This is a genomic window from Amycolatopsis ultiminotia (assembly GCF_039536925.1).
In the GTDB taxonomy this organism is placed as follows: Bacteria; Actinomycetota; Actinomycetes; order Mycobacteriales; family Pseudonocardiaceae; genus Amycolatopsis; species Amycolatopsis ultiminotia.
This window is the reverse complement of sequence record NZ_BAAAZN010000001.1, coordinates 212,066-226,531: the sequence shown is the minus strand read 5'-3', so window position 1 is coordinate 226,531 and position 14,466 is coordinate 212,066. Positions and strand designations below refer to the sequence as shown.

The window sequence follows — 14,466 nt, the reverse complement described above, 5'->3', positions numbered from 1 at the left end:
GCAGGGTGTAGGGCGAGCACAGGCGGCGTTCCGGCGAGCCGGACGCCGCCTGCGGCGCGTGGTACTCGGGGTAATTGGGAGGGTCAGTCCGTGTTCAGTCGGGTCGCCATCGTCAACCGCGGAGAGGCCGCGATGCGGCTGATCCACGCGGTCCGGGATCTCTCCGCGGAGACCGGTGAGCGGATCGAGACGATCGCGCTGCACACCGACGCGGACGCCACCGCGACGTTCGTGCGGGAGGCGGATGTCACCTACTCGCTCGGCCCCGCTGCCGCGCGCCCGTACCTCGACCTGGCCAAGCTGGCGACCGCGCTGGTCGAGACGAAGGCCGACGCCGCCTGGGTCGGCTGGGGTTTCGTGGCGGAGGATCCGGCGTTCGCCGAGCTGTGCGACAGGATCGGCGTCACCTTCGTCGGGCCGAGCGCGGAGGCGATGCGCAAGCTCGGGGACAAGATCGGCGCGAAGCTGATCGCCGAGGAGGTCGGCGTCCCGGTCGCGCCGTGGAGCCGCGGCGAGGTGGCCACGCTCGAGGACGCGCTGAGCGCGGGCGAGCGGATCGGCTATCCGCTGATGCTGAAGGCCACCGCGGGCGGTGGCGGGCGTGGTATCCGCAAGGTGTCCTCCGGCGACGAGCTGGCCGACGCCTACGAGCGCACCAGCCAGGAGGCGCTGCGCGCGTTCGGCAGCGGCGTGGTCTTCCTGGAGCGGCTCGTCACCGGCGCACGGCACGTCGAGGTCCAGGTGATCTCCGACGGCGAGACGGCGTGGGCGCTCGGCGTCCGCGACTGCTCGGTGCAGCGGCGCAACCAGAAGATCATCGAGGAGTCCGCGTCGCCGGTACTGGCGCCGGCGCAGACCGCGGAGCTGAAGAACTCGGCCGAACGGCTCGCGGTCGCGGTCGGCTACCGCGGCGCGTGCACTGTCGAGTTCCTCTACCACCCCGGCGAGAAGCTGTTCGCCTTCCTCGAGGTGAACACCCGGCTGCAGGTGGAACATCCGATCACCGAGATCACCACCGGCACCGACCTGGTCCGGCTGCAGCTGCAGGTCGCCTCCGGCGGCAAGCTCGAAGGCGCGCAGCCGGCCGAATCGGGGCACGCGGTGGAGGCCCGGCTCAACGCCGAGGACCCGGATCGCGACTTCGCACCGTCGCCGGGCCGGATCGCGCGGCTGCTGCTGCCGGCCGGCCCCGGCATCCGGGTCGACACCGGGGTCAGCGCGGGCGACACCATCCCCGCCGATTTCGACTCGATGATCGCCAAGATCATCGCCTACGGCCGGGACCGGGACCAGGCGCTGGCGCGGCTGCGCAGGGCGATGGCCGAGACGTCCGTGCTGATCGAGGGCGGCGCGACCAACAAGAGCTTCGTGCTCGACCTGCTCGAGCAGCCCGAGGTGATCGACGCGAGCGCGGACACCGGCTGGATCGACCGGGTCCGTGCGGAGGGCAGGCTCGTCACCACCCGGCATTCCGCGGTCGCACTGGCCGCCGCGGCCATCGAGGCCTACGAGGACGACGAGGAGATCGGCAGGCAGCGCCTGCTGTCCACCGCACACGGCGGCCGCCCGCAGGTGCGTCACGAGATCCGTCCGCTCGATCTCAAGCTGCGCGGCGTCCCCTATCGCGTCACGGTCGCCCGCACCGGGCCGAAGCGGTTCCGCACCGGGGTCAGCGGTGGCGGCGAGGTGTACCCGGCGGACGTCGAAATCGAGCGGTACGACGAATACAGCGGCCAGATCACCGTCAACGGCACGCGGTTCCGGCTCGTCACCGGCACGCACGGGCCGATCCACCTGGTGGAGGTCGACGGCGTGACGCACCGCGTCAGCCGCGACGAGGGCGGTGTGGTCCGCTCCCCTGCTCCCGCGCTCGTGGTCGCGACACCGGTGGCGGTGGGCGACGAGGTCGCCGCCGGCAGCCCGGTACTCGTGCTGGAAAGCATGAAGATGGAGACCGTCCTGCGCGCGCCGCTGCGGGCCAGGGTCAAGGAACTCCCGGTGTCGGTGGGCAGCCAGGTGGAAACCGGTGCGGCACTGCTGCGGCTCGAGCCGCTTGCCGACGACGACGCAGCCGAGGCGGTGGAAGCCGCGCAGGTCGCGGAGATCGACCTGCCCGCCGAACCGGCCGGGACCACCGCGGCCGCACGGGCCGAACGAGGCCTGCAGGACCTGCGCAGCCTGCTGCTCGGCTTCGACGCCGACCCGCACGACGAGGCCCGCGTGCTCAGCGGCTACCTCGCCGCGCGCGCCGAACTCGGCGCGGACCGCCCGCTCGGCGGTGAGGTCGGACTGCTGGCGGTGTTCGCCGATCTGTCCGAGCTGAGCCGTACCAAACCGGCCGCGGACGATCTGAGTGCGACCGGCCACGTGCACAGCTCACGCGAGTACTTCCACACCTACCTGCAGAGCCTCGACGTGGAACGGGCCGGGCTGCCGGAGAAGTTCCAGGCCCGGCTGCGCCGGGTGCTCGGGCACTACGGCGTGGCCGACCTGGAGCGCACGCCGGAACTGGAGGAGGCGGTCTTCCGGATCTTCCTCGCCCAGCAGCGGGCGGCGTCCGACGTCGCGATCGTCTCGGCACTGCTGCGGCAGTGGCTCACCGAGGCCCCGCCCACCGGCGAGCTGCGCGAGGAGGCCGGCCTGGCGCTGGAGCGCCTCGTCGCCGCCACCCAGGTGCGGTTCCCGGCGATCGGCGACCTCGCCCGCGGCGTGGTGTTCCGCTGGTTCGCACAACCGCTGCTGCGCCGGGCGCGCGCCGAGGTGTACGCGGACGTGCGCGGGCATCTGCGGTACCTGGACCGGAATCCGGACGCCGCGGACCGCCCGGAGCGGATCGCCTCCATGGTGTCCAGTTCGGAACCGCTCGTGCGGCTGCTCGGCCAGCGCATCGGCCGCGCGGGGGCCGATCCGGCGCCGCTGCTGGAGGTGCTGACCCGGCGTTACTACGGCAACAAGAGCCTGTCCGACGTCCGCACGCGGACCGTCGCCGGATGTGTGTTCGTCACCGCGGAGCACGGCGAACCGGCCAGGGTCCTCACCACCGCGGTGGACTTCCCGCAGCTGCCGGACGCGATCCGCGCGCTCGCCGAACTGTCCGCCGACGCGATCGGTGCCGTCGTCGCCGACGTGTACCTGACCTGGGCGGACCAGCCGGACACCGACGCGATCGCGGCACAGCTGGAACAGGTGCTCGCCGCGCAGCCGCTGCCGGCGCACCTGACCCGGATCACCACCACCGTCGCAGGCGGGGGCGGCGCGGTGATGCACCACCACTTCACCTTCCGCCGCAGCGGCGGATCCGGCGACGGGTTCGCCGAGGACCGGCTCATCCGCGGACTGCACCCGCGGGTGGCCGAGCGCATGCAGCTCGAGCGGCTGCAGGAGTTCGACCTGACCCGGCTGCCCTCGGCCGACGAGGAGGTGTACCTGTTCAACTGCACCGCGCGGGCCAATCCGGCCGACGAGCGGCTCGTCGCGATGGCGCAGGTGCGCGACCTCACCCCGCTGCGCGAGACGGACGGGCGGCTCGTGTCACTGCCTGCGGCGGAGGACACGCTGGCCGCGTGCCTCACCGCGATCCGCACCGTGCAGGCACAGCGGCCGGCGCGGAAACGCTTCGACACCAACCGGATCGTCCTCTACGTGTGGCCGCCGAGCGAACTGACCCTCGACGAGCTGAACCTGCTCGCCGAGCGCGTGCTGCCCACCACCGCGAGTGCCGGGCTGGAGGAGATCCAGTTCCTGGCGCGGCGGCGCGACCCGGAGACCGGGGAGCTGAGCGACGTTTCGGTGACCGTCCGCAACGAGGTCGGCGCGGGCGTGCGGCTCGCCGTCGGCACCCCCGACCTCGAACCGGTGCAGCCGCTGGACGACTACCGGCAGAAGGTGCTGCGGGCCGCCCGCCGCGACACCGTGTACCCCTACGAGCTCACCGATCTGCTCGCCGGCGGGGGCAGCTTCGTGGAGCACGACCTCGACGACACCGGCGCGCTGGTGCCGGTCGACCGGCCGAAGGGGCGCAACAAGTCCGGGATCGTGGCCGGGGTGGTGAGCACGCCGACCGCGCTCGTACCGGAGGGCGTGCGGCGCGTGGTGCTGCTGGGCGACCCGACGAAGGCACTCGGTGCATTGTCCGAACCGGAGTGCGCCCGGGTGATCGGCGCACTCGATCTGGCGCAGCGCCTGCAGGTGCCGCTGGAATGGTTCGCACTGTCGGCCGGTGCGCGGATCTCGATGGATTCGGGCACCGAGAACATGGACTGGGTCGCGGCTGCGCTCAAGCGGATCGTGGAGTTCACCCAGGACGGCGGCGAGATCAACATCGTGGTCGCCGGGATCACCGTGGGCGCGCAGCCGTACTGGAACGCCGAAGCGACCATGCTCATGCACACCAAGGGCATCCTGGTGATGACACCGGATTCGGCGATGGTGCTCACCGGCAAGCAGTCGCTGGACTTCTCCGGCGGGGTGTCGGCCGAGGACAACTTCGGCATCGGCGGGTACGACCGGGTGATGGGCCCGAACGGGCAGGCCCAGTACTGGGCGCCGAACCTGGCCGGTGCGCGGGACGTGCTCATGACGCACTATGCGCACACCTACGTGGTGCCCGGCGAAACCGGCCCGCGGCAGGCGGTGACCACCGACCCGGTCGGCCGGGACATGTCGGACTACCCGCACGCCGTGGTCGAGAGCGAATTCACCACGGTGGGCCAGATCTTCTCCGCCGAGCACAACCCGGACCGCAAGAAGCCCTTCGACATCCGCACCGTGATGCGTGCACTGTCCGATCAGGACCATCCGGTGCTGGAACGCTGGGCGGGGATGGCCGATGCGGACACCGCGGCGGTGCAGGACGTGCACCTCGGCGGGCATCCGGTGTGCCTGCTCGGGATCGAATCGCGGTCGGTGCCGCGGCGCGGGTTCCCGCCCACCGACGGACCGGACTCGTTCACCGCGGGCACGCTGTTCCCGCGGTCGTCGAAGAAGGCGGCCCGCGCGATCAACGCGGCCAGCGGCAACCGTCCGCTCGTGGTGCTGGCGAACCTGTCCGGCTTCGACGGCTCCCCGGAGTCGATGCAGAAACTGCAGCTGGAGTACGGCGCGGAGATCGGCCGCGCGATCGTGAACTTCCGCGGCCCGATCGTGTTCACCGTGATCTCCCGCTACCACGGCGGTGCGTTCGTGGTGTTCTCCAAGGCACTGAACCCGAACATGACGGTGCTGGCGCTGGAGGGCTCGTTCGCCTCGGTGCTCGGCGGCGCCCCGGCCGCGGCGGTGGTCTTCGCGGGCGAGGTGAACACCCGCACCGCGAACGATCCGCGGGTGACCGCGCTGCAGCCCCTGCCCGGCGAAGCCGGCGGCGCCGAACGGGCCGCCCGCGCGGCCGAACTGGCCGAGGTCCAGGCGTCCGTCCGCGCCGAGAAACTGGGCGAGGTGGCCGCCGAGTTCGACCGCGTGCACAGCATCGAGCGCGCCGTGCAGGTGGGCTCGGTGGACGCGATCGTGAGCGTGGCCCAGCTGCGCCCGCGCATCATCGAGGCGATCGAGCACGGACTGAAGCACTGACCCGGATCGGGGCCGCCGAAGCACCCGGCGGCCCCGATACCCGGTGGTTTCGGCGTCGCGGCGGCTTCGGTACCGCCGGCGACGGTGGTCCGGTCGTTTCAGTCGCGCCGGCGACGGCGGTCCCGGTGGTCTCCTTGGTCCACAGTGGATCTCCGCAGTCCGGATGGGACCGTCACCGGCCACAGTGGCCGGTCAGATCCGGCACCGTTGCACGGTTTCCTCGTCCAGGTCGATCCCGAGTCCCGGGCGTTGCGGTACCTCGACGGTGCCGTCCGCGGTGATCGGCACCGGTTCGGCGAGCATGAAGTCGCGGCGCTGCGGGGTCCAGCCCGGCGGGTCGTAGGGGAACTCGAAGTACGGTCCGCCGCCGACCCCCGCCGCGACCGCGAGGTTCGCGAGCAGGCCGATGCCGTTGGTCCAGCTGTGCGGGGTGAACGCACGGTGCTTGAGTTTCGCCAGCTCACCCAGTGTGCGGGCGCGGTGCATGCCGATCGCCAGCACGACGTCCATCTGGTACACGTCGAGCACGTCCTCGTCGAGGTAGCGCAGCAGTTCCGGGACCGAATGGTGCATCTCGCCCGCCGCGATGCGCACGCCGGGGCTGTCCGCGCGCAGGGTGCGGAATCCGTCCGGATCGGCGTAGGGCAACGGTTCCTCGACCCAGAACACCTCGAGTTCGGCCAGCTGCCGCACCAGTTTCCTGGTCGCGGCCAGATCGGTGGCGTCCGCGGTGTCGCCTGCCATCCGCCAGGACTGGTTCAGGTCGACCATGATCTCGAAGCCGGGGCCGAGCGCTTCCCGTACCGCACGGACCGTCTCGACGCCTTCGCGCACGCGGGCGCGGTCGATCCGGATCTTCATCGCACGGAACCCGGCTTCTCGCACCTGGAACGCGACCTCGACGCGTTCGGCGGGTGGTTTCGACTCGGCCGTGGACGCGTACGCGGGCAGTGCACGGGCAGCGTTGCCGAACAACGTCGCCACCGGCAGACCGGCCACTTTGCCGGCCAGGTCCCAGAGTGCGGCTTCCAGCGGCCAGTAGCTGCCGCCGTGGAAATTGGCCGTCTCGATGGCTTTCACGTGCCGCACGAGGTCAAGCGGATCCTGCCCGACGAACAGGTGCTGCACCTGTTCGAAACCCGCCATGGTGTCCCCCGAACCGATGCCGGTGACGCCCTCGTCGGTGTGCACCCGCACGATGGTCGCGTCGAAGTGCCGGCGTGGTTCGGGATCCCACGCGGCATGCAGCGGCGGGTCGAGCCGCAACCGCAGCCGATCGAGCGTGATGTCGGTGATCTTCACCGGGCCTCCAGCGTCGCGGGAATGTCTGCCGGCACCGAAGTTACGAGCACCTGTCCACGGTGGCAACGGTGCGGGCAAACCTCGCCCGGTGCGCTGGGCAAGCCCGGTACGACGGCGGGGCGGGTCCACTGTGGATCCGCCCCGCCGTGCTCAGTCGTCGGTTTCGTCCGGGTCCGCGGCGAGCAGCGCGTACAGCCTGCGCCGGGCTTCACGCAGGACCTTGCGCATCTCGGTGACCTGCGACTCGGTTCCGACGTGCGCGACCTGTGCCGCAGCTGCAGCCAGTTCGCTCATCTGCTGGTGCACGGCAGCGAAACGGTCCGCACCGGGCGAATCCTCCGGAGTGCGGGATTCCCACAGCGCCGCGAATTCCTCCGCACGCCCGGCGACGTGTTCGCGGCCCGCCTCGGTGAGGTGCGCGACGCGACGGCCGCCCTCGTCCGCGGTGCGCACCAGCCCCTCGTCCTCGAGCTGCTGCAGGATCGGGTAGATCGACCCGGGACTCGGACGCCACTCGTCGTTGGTACGGCGGCGGATCTCCTGCATCAGCTGGTAGCCGTGCCGTGGCTCCTCGGCGAGCAGGGCAAGCACCGCGGGCCGCACCGGACGTGCCGGCGCCCGGCCACCGCGCGGACCACCGCGGCCGAAGAACCCGGCCGGTCCCCCGGGAAAGCCCGGAAAACCGGGGTACCCGCCGAATTCCGGCCCCGGCGGCCCCGGCGGCATCGGCGGGAACCAGCCCGGCCCGCGCGCCTCGGCCCCGAACGGCACCCCGTCCTCGTCCCCGCCCGGCGGCCGGTGCCCACCGAAGCCCCCGCGCTCCCCGCCCCACGGTGGAACCTCGAACCCACCGTGGTCTCCGGTGCCCGGTGGAACCCCGAACCCGCCATGCTCTCCGGCCCTCGGATCGCGCTCGAACCCACCGTGTTCCCCGGCAACCCCGAATTCCCCGGGCCCGCCGAACCCATGCCGCTCCCGTGCCCCGGGGGGACCACCGAAGCCACCGTGCCCATCGAAGCCGTGCTGCTCTCCTGCACCCAGCCGAGCACCGAATCCGATGTGCGCGCCGAGGTCCCCGTGTTCCCCCCGGGGGCCGCCTGGCCCGCCGGGCACCCGGTGCCGGTCCGTGCCCGGTGGAAATCCGAAACCACCGGGTCCACCGGGTCCCCGGCGTGCACCGAAGCCGCTGCGCTGGTCGAAAGCACCGCCCGCGCCGAGGTCTCCGTGCACGTCGAAGTCGCCGCGCCTGCCGAAGCCGTGGTGACTCCCGTGCCGACGCTGCCCCTCGCGTCCCCCGTGCCCGCCGAACCCGAAGCCGAAGCCTCGCTCCGGTCCGCCGAAACCGCCGAAAACGTGGTCGCCGCCCGCTGTCCTCGTCATGTCGTTCTCCTATCGTAGCTGTATCGCCGACATGGCCACGATATATCGCCAATAACTCGACGGCAAACCCCCAGGTCAACGCCCTGAGGGGGACCTGGGGGTGGCCGGAAATCAGCTGCCGGGGGTCGCCGGAGCGGTGGTCGCCGCCTCCCCGCCGAAGCGGATCGCCTTGGCCTCCTTGCCCACCGCGGTCAGCACCGCGACCGCGACCAGCACCGGGATCACCGTCCAGAGCAGAGCCGCGGAATAGCCCTGCGACTGTGCGATGCTCTCCTGGATCGGCAGGTTCAGCGCGGCCAGCAGGTTGCCCAGCTGGTAGGTCACGCCGGGGAAGAACCCGCGGATTGCGTCCGGCGACATCTCGCTCAGGTGCGCCGGGATCACGCCCCACGCGCCCTGCACCATGATCTGCATGAGGAACGAGCCGAGTGCGAGCATCCCGGCACCGTGGTCGAACGCGAAGATCGGGATGATCGGCAGGCCGAGCACCGCGGCGCCGACGATCGTCAGCCGCCTGCCGAAGCGTTCCGACAGCGAGCCGAACGCCAGCCCGCCCACGATCGCGCCGATGTTGTAGATCACCGCGATCCACGTGCTCGTCGCCGCGCTCAGGCCGGCGCCGCCGTGCTCGGTCGCCTTGAGGAAGGTCGGGTACAGGTCCTGGGTGCCGTGGCTCATCCAGTTGAACGCGGTCATCAGCAGGATCAGGTAGCCGAACCGGCGGATCACCTTCGGGTTGAGCAGCACGTCGCGCACCGAGGTCCGGGTGACGCGCATCTTCTCCCGCGTCGACTGCCAGACCTCGGATTCCTTGACCCGCGCCCGGATCAGCAGACTGATCAGCGCCGGGATCACGCTCAGCACGAACAGCCAGCGCCAGCCGAGGCCGAACGCGGTGTGGAACAGCAGGTACGCCAGCGCCGCGAAGAGGTAGCCCGCGGAGTAGCCGGCCTGCAGCAGGCCGGAGAAGAACCCACGCCGCTGCACCGGGATCTTCTCCATGGCGAGCGCGGCGCCGAGACCCCATTCGCCGCCCATGCCGATGCCGTAGACGAAGCGCAGGATCAGCAGCACGGTGAAGTTCGGCGCCACCGCGCACAGCACGCCGGCGGCCGAATACAGCAGCACGTCCACCATCAGCGGGATGCGCCTGCCCACCCGGTCCGCCCACAGCCCGAACACCAGCGCGCCGACCGGGCGCATCACCAGCGTCGCGGTGGTGATGAAGGCCAGCTGTGTGGCGCTCGCCCCGAACGAGGCGTCCTTTTCGATGTCCACGAGCACGAACACGACGAGGAAGTAGTCGAACGCGTCCATGCTCCAGCCGAGCCAGGCGGCGAGGAAGGAGTTCCGCTGGTCCGCGGAGAGCTTGCGCTTTTCCGGCGCGGGGGCAGCACTTTCGGTCACCGGCTTGGTCTACACCTGGCCGGGCGGATCGGCAACAGTCGCACCGAAGCCGAAAAGCCTGTCATATCAAGCAAAACGGGCGAACCGGATCAGGTCTGGGCGGGTGCGCGGACGCGACGGCCGATGTCGCGCGCCCACGCACGGATGCGGTGCCAGTCCCGGAAGTCGCCTGCCCGCCTGCCGCCGGCCAGTATCCGCGCGGCGAACCCGCGTGCGGTGGCCGGATCCAGCCTGCCGCCGAAGGTCGCGGTGCGCTCGGCATCGATCGCGGCGGCCAGCAGCGCCACCCTGGCGGGCAGGCTCACGCGGGGTGGCAGTACGTCCGGGCCGCACGGGCCGCTGTGGAACAGCCACACCGGTCGCGAACGCAGCGCCTCGGTGTGCCGTTCCAGCAACCGCACCGCCTCCGGCCGCCAGCGCCAGTAGTAGAGCGCACTCCCCACGACCACCGCGGCGTACTCCCGCACGTCGTCGACCTCGGCCGCGTCGCGCACGTCCACGGTCAGGCCGCACGCGCGCAGCTCCTCTGCGATCACCTCGGCGATCCCGCGCGTGCCCCCGTGCTTGCCGGCGGAGGCGACGAGGACTGCGGTCATGCACCCCATTGTCCGCCCTCGGCAGCTGCCCGGCCACGGGATCCGGACGATAGGGTCGGTGCCGGACCGGGAGGAGGGACAGTGGCCAGGCAGCGGATTCCGGTGGTGCTCGTCACGGGGTTCCTCGGCGCCGGCAAGACCACGGTGCTGAACCACCTGCTCGCCAACCGCAAGGGTGCCCGCGTCGGCGTGGTGGTCAACGACTTCGGCCGGGTCAACGTGGACGCGCTCGCGGTGGCGGGTCAGGTCGACACGATGGTCTCGCTCGGCAACGGCTGCCTGTGCTGCGCCGTGGACGCGAGTGGTCTCGACGCCATGCTGGGCAGGCTGTCCCGGCCCGAAGCGGGCATCGACGTGATCGTGGTCGAGGCGAGCGGCATCGCCGAGCCACGAGATCTGCTGCGGCTGATGATCGCCAGCGAGAACCCGGACATCCGCTACGGCGGACTGGCCGAGGTCCTCGACGCCGCCGAGTTCGAGCCGACCCGGGCACGGCATCCCGAGCTCACCGAGCACCTGCGCATCGCCGACCTGGTGATCCTCAACAAGGCCGACCGGGTGGACGCCGGCAACCTGGCCAAGGTGCGTGCCACCGTGGAGGAGTTCGCACCCGGGGTGCCGCTGCTGGTGACCGACCACGGCCGGGTCGAGCCCGAACTGTTCTTCGACCCGCGCCCTCGCGAAAGCTACGGCCAGCTGTCCTTCGACGATCTGCGGGCCGACGAGCACGACCACTCCCGGCACCTGCACACGCAGTACGAGAGCGTCACGTTCACCGCGGACCGCCCGCTGTCACCGCGGCGTTTCCTGGCGTTCCTGGAACAACGCCCGCCCGGCCTGTACCGCGTGAAGGGACAGCTCGACCTCGGCTCGGCCGATACCCGGTCACGCTTCGGACTGCACACCGTCGGCGCTTTCGTGCAGCTCGACCGCTCGGCCTGGCCACCCGGTCCGCGCCGCACCGAACTGGTGCTGATCGGCGCCGGCATCGATGCCGATGCGGTGACCCGCCGCCTCGAGGCCTGCCTGGCCGACGACGACACCCCGGACGAGCGTGGCCTGCTGCGCATCCTGCGCTACCTCGACGAACCGGCCGCCGAGGACTGAGCGCCCGGCCGAACCGGGTCGAGAGCGCTTTCCCGGTACTGCACCGCAGCCGCCACGAACGACGCGACCAGCGCACGACGGTCCCGTTCGTTCCACGCGAGCACGAGCCGGCTGCGCGGCGCATCGGTGACCGGCACGCAGACCAGGCCTGCCGGAACCGGTTCGACCAGGGACCGGGGCAGCACCCCGACCATCCGGCCCACGGCGATCATCTGGAACAGCTGGAGCACGTCGGTGACCTCCGGTCCGGTGCCGTCCCCGCCGGGAATGCCTTTCCAGCGCGGCAGGATCTCACCGTCCAGATCGGACAGACGGACCGCGGGCCGAGCGGCCAGCCGGTGCGTGGCCGGGACGATGACGACGCGCTCCTCGGTGTGCAGGGTCTCGTGGGCCAGTCCGTCGAGATCGTCGAAGGGCGCGTAGAGCAGTCCGACGTCGGCCCGGCCGTCGAGCAGGAAATCGGTGCGGTCGACGGCGCCGCTGAACAGGATGTCCACCCGGCGGGCGTCGGGCTGGTGGGAGTACTCGCCGAGGATCCCGGACAGCAGGCCGGCATCGCCGCCGGGCTTGAGCACGAGCCGCAGGTGGGCGTCGGCGTCGCCGGCCCGGCGCGCGCTGCGCACCGCGGCGCTGAGCGCATTGAGCGCGTGCCTGCCGTGCTCCTGCAGTGCCCGTCCGGCCGGGGTCAGCTCGACGTGCCTGCTGGAGCGGAGGAACAGCGGGACGCCGAGCCGGACCTCGATCCGGCGGATCGCCTTCGACAGCGCCGGCTGGGCGATCGAGAGCCGGGTCGCGGCCCGGCCGAAGTGCAGCTCGTCGGCCACCGCGAGGAAGTACCCGAGTTCGCGGGTTTCCAGTTCGGTCATGCCTGCAGGTTATCGCCGAAGAGCGAAGCGGTCTTGGACACCGGGGCCGTGACGCGCCGAAAATCGAGGCATGGTCATGCACACGATGATTGTTTCGTTCGATCAGCCCGTTCAGGACAGCGAGCTGGATCAGTATCTCAAAGACATCGAACAGGTTATGCTCGGCACCGGTCTCACGCAGTCGGTCACCACCGGGCGCCACCTTCCGATCCCCGGTGAGGAGGCCATCCCGGCGCTGATCGCGACCGCGATCGTGCAGGTCTCGGTCGCCGACACGGACACGCTGGCGAAGACGTTCGCCGCACCCGGGGTGCACGAGGTGATCGCACGCTGGCAGGCGCGGCATCCGTACCGGGTCGCCTGGGCGAACCACGAGCCGCTGTCATGACCGGCACCCGCAAAACCGGACTGGTCACCGGTGCCGGCAGCGGCATCGGGCGCGCCGCGGCACGGGAATTCGCCCGGACCGGCGCCGCGGTCGCGGTGCTCGACCTCGACGAGGCCACCGCGGCCGAGACCGTGGAAATGATCACCGAGGACGGCGGTGAAGCGCTGGCGATCGCGGTCGACATCGCGGACGAAACCTCGGTGCGCTCGGCCGTCGAGCGCACGGTCGAGACCTACGGCGGACTGGACTTCGCAGTGAACAACGCCGGACGGGCCGCGCACCACCGGCAGCTCGACGAGATGCCCCTGGACGAGTTCGAGCGCGTGGTCCAGGTCAACCTGACCGGGACCTACCTGTGCATGAAGTACGAGCTGCCGCTGCTCGACGGCGGCGGCGGCGCGATCGTCAATGTCGCTTCCAACGGCGGCCTGTACGCGATCCCGAGTGCCCCTGCCTACGTGGCCGCCAAGCACGCGGTCGTCGGGCTCACCAAGGCCGCCGCGCTCGACTACGCACCGGACGGCATCCGGGTCAACGCGGTCTGTCCCGGCCCGACCCGAACCCCCGGTTTCGAGAAGGTGGCAGCCGGCACCGACATGATCGCGCAGCAGGAGGCGATCACCCCGCTGGGCCGGCTGGCCACACCTGAGGAGGCGGCGGCCGCGGCGGTCTGGCTCTGCTCCGACGCCGCGTCCTACGTCACCGGGATCGCGCTGTCGGTCGACGGCGGGAGGCGGGCGTGAAGGTCGTCGCGGTCGAGGAGCACCTGTCCACCGAAGCATTCCTGCGGGTCGCACACGGGCTGGCCGTCGCAGCCGGCGACGAGACCGAGGTCGGCCTGATGCGCAGGGTGGAGACGCTGCCCGCGCTCCGCACCCGGCTCACCGACCTCGACCTCCGGCTGCGGGACATGGACGCCCTCGGCCAGGACGTGGCGGTGCTCAGCCTCAATCCGCCCGGGGTCCAGCCCTATCCCGGCCCCGATGCGGTGCCACTGGCCGTCCAGTTCAACGACGCGCTGGCCGCGATCGTGCGACGGCGGCCGGACCGGTTCGGCGGGCTGGCCACGGTGGCCCCGCAGGATCCGTCCGCCGCGGCCGCCGAGATCGAGCGGGCCGTCGGCCCGCTCGGACTGCACGGCGTCATGATCAACTCGCACACCGGCGGGCGGTACCTGGACGAACCGGGCTTCGCGCCACTGCTGGCGTCCGCCGAAGCGAACCGGGCACCGATCTACCTGCACCCGCGCGCTCCGGGCAGCTCCGAGGGTTACCGCGACCACGGCCTGTCCGGCGCGATCTGGGGCTACCAGGCAGAAGCCGGGCTGCACGCCATGCGGCTCATCCTCAGCGGCACCCTCGACCGCTTCCCGGAGCTGACCGTCGTGCTCGGTCATCTCGGCGAAGGCATCCCGTACTGGCTGCGGCGAATCGACAACCGGCACGCGTTCGCGGCGCGCACAGCCGGTGCTGCCACCCCCATGCCGCGGCTGTCGCTCACCCCGAGCGAGTACTTCCGGCGCAACTTCGTGATCACCACGAGCGGCATCGACGATCCGGACGTGGTCGAACTGGCCCTGCGCACGGTCGGCGAGGACCGGATCATGTTCGCGATCGACACCCCGTACGAGGATCCGGCGGCGGCACTGACCTTCCTGCGGGACACCCCGCTGACCGAGGACCAGCGATCCGCAATCAGCCACCGCACGGCCGAACGGGTGTTCGGGATCGGCCAGGGGGTGTCTTCAAAGCCAGATGAGCAGCGTGGCCAGGGCGATTCGGCCGGGCCGGCGGATGCCCCGGACCCGGTCGATGGAACTCGACTCCCGCCATGACCTGGGTGAACATCGTGCAGC

At 71.3% G+C, this 14,466-nt stretch carries 11 protein-coding genes; 6 read left to right on the top strand and 5 right to left on the bottom strand.

The features are described from left to right. The first annotated feature begins 90 nt into the window (after positions 1 to 90). Positions 91 to 5,565: an ATP-binding protein gene (locus ABD793_RS01040; protein WP_344854309.1), complete on the top strand. Its 5,475-nt coding sequence runs from the start codon at positions 91 to 93 to the stop codon at positions 5,563 to 5,565. 192 nt (positions 5,566 to 5,757) lie between these two features. Here ABD793_RS01040 and ABD793_RS01035 read toward each other — a convergent pair whose 3' ends face one another. Further along, complete coding sequence (locus ABD793_RS01035) at positions 5,758 to 6,867, bottom strand: mandelate racemase/muconate lactonizing enzyme family protein (RefSeq protein WP_344854307.1); 1,110 nt, start codon at positions 6,865 to 6,867, stop codon at positions 5,758 to 5,760. A 150-nt stretch (positions 6,868 to 7,017) separates the two neighbouring features. After that, on the bottom strand, positions 7,018 to 7,638 hold the full coding sequence (locus ABD793_RS01030; protein WP_344854306.1) for a PadR family transcriptional regulator: 621 nt from the start codon (positions 7,636 to 7,638) through the stop codon (positions 7,018 to 7,020). A gap of 27 nt (positions 7,639 to 7,665) precedes the next feature. Here ABD793_RS01030 and ABD793_RS01025 point away from each other — a divergent pair, with 27 nt between their 5' ends. After that, complete coding sequence (locus tag ABD793_RS01025; RefSeq protein WP_344854304.1) at positions 7,666 to 8,265, top strand: hypothetical protein; 600 nt, start codon at positions 7,666 to 7,668, stop codon at positions 8,263 to 8,265. Between the two features lie 93 nt (positions 8,266 to 8,358). On the opposite strand, the gene ABD793_RS01020 is transcribed toward ABD793_RS01025, so the two are convergent. Both ABD793_RS01020 and ABD793_RS01015 read right to left on the bottom strand, forming a co-directional pair. After that, a complete protein-coding gene (locus ABD793_RS01020; protein WP_344854303.1) occupies positions 8,359 to 9,654 on the bottom strand; it encodes an MFS transporter in 1,296 nt (431 codons plus the stop codon). An 89-nt stretch (positions 9,655 to 9,743) separates the two neighbouring features. Beyond that, positions 9,744 to 10,250, bottom strand: coding sequence for a flavodoxin domain-containing protein (locus tag ABD793_RS01015; protein ID WP_344854302.1), 507 nt, complete (start codon positions 10,248 to 10,250; stop codon positions 9,744 to 9,746). 81 nt (positions 10,251 to 10,331) lie between these two features. Between ABD793_RS01015 and ABD793_RS01010 the strand changes: the two genes are divergently transcribed. After that, a complete protein-coding gene (locus tag ABD793_RS01010; protein ID WP_344854301.1) occupies positions 10,332 to 11,357 on the top strand; it encodes a CobW family GTP-binding protein in 1,026 nt (341 codons plus the stop codon). Here ABD793_RS01010 and ABD793_RS01005 read toward each other — a convergent pair. Continuing rightward, entirely contained in the window at positions 11,327 to 12,223 is an 897-nt protein-coding gene (locus ABD793_RS01005) for a LysR family transcriptional regulator (RefSeq protein ID WP_344854300.1), read from the bottom strand. The two genes, ABD793_RS01010 and ABD793_RS01005, sit on opposite strands and share 31 nt — an antisense overlap. Before the next feature lie 70 nt (positions 12,224 to 12,293). Between ABD793_RS01005 and ABD793_RS01000 the strand changes: the two genes are divergently transcribed. From ABD793_RS01000 to ABD793_RS00990, 3 genes are read left to right on the top strand one after another with little or no spacing between them, the layout of a single operon-like run. Further along, the gene (locus ABD793_RS01000) at positions 12,294 to 12,611 is read left to right on the top strand and encodes a hypothetical protein (protein WP_344854299.1); all 318 of its coding nucleotides are present in this window, start codon (positions 12,294 to 12,296) and stop codon (positions 12,609 to 12,611) included. After that, a complete protein-coding gene (locus ABD793_RS00995; protein WP_344854297.1) occupies positions 12,608 to 13,354 on the top strand; it encodes an SDR family NAD(P)-dependent oxidoreductase in 747 nt (248 codons plus the stop codon). The genes ABD793_RS01000 and ABD793_RS00995 overlap by 4 nt, the downstream gene beginning before the upstream one ends. Next, positions 13,351 to 14,445: an amidohydrolase family protein gene (locus ABD793_RS00990; RefSeq protein ID WP_344854295.1), complete on the top strand. Its 1,095-nt coding sequence runs from the start codon at positions 13,351 to 13,353 to the stop codon at positions 14,443 to 14,445. Before ABD793_RS00995 ends, ABD793_RS00990 begins: the two co-directional genes overlap by 4 nt. Positions 14,446 to 14,466 lie beyond the last annotated feature (21 nt).

What these genes read in the sequence shown, in the direction of transcription:
- ABD793_RS01015 (WP_344854302.1), bottom strand. Translation starts at nt 10,250, where the DNA reads ATGACCGCAGTCCTCGTCGCCTCCGCCGGCAAGCACGGGGGCACGCGC.
- ABD793_RS00995 (WP_344854297.1), top strand. Translation starts at nt 12,608, where the DNA reads ATGACCGGCACCCGCAAAACCGGACTGGTCACCGGTGCCGGCAGCGGC.
- ABD793_RS01005 (WP_344854300.1), bottom strand. Translation starts at nt 12,223, where the DNA reads ATGACCGAACTGGAAACCCGCGAACTCGGGTACTTCCTCGCGGTGGCC.
- ABD793_RS01000 (WP_344854299.1), top strand. Translation starts at nt 12,294, where the DNA reads ATGGTCATGCACACGATGATTGTTTCGTTCGATCAGCCCGTTCAGGAC.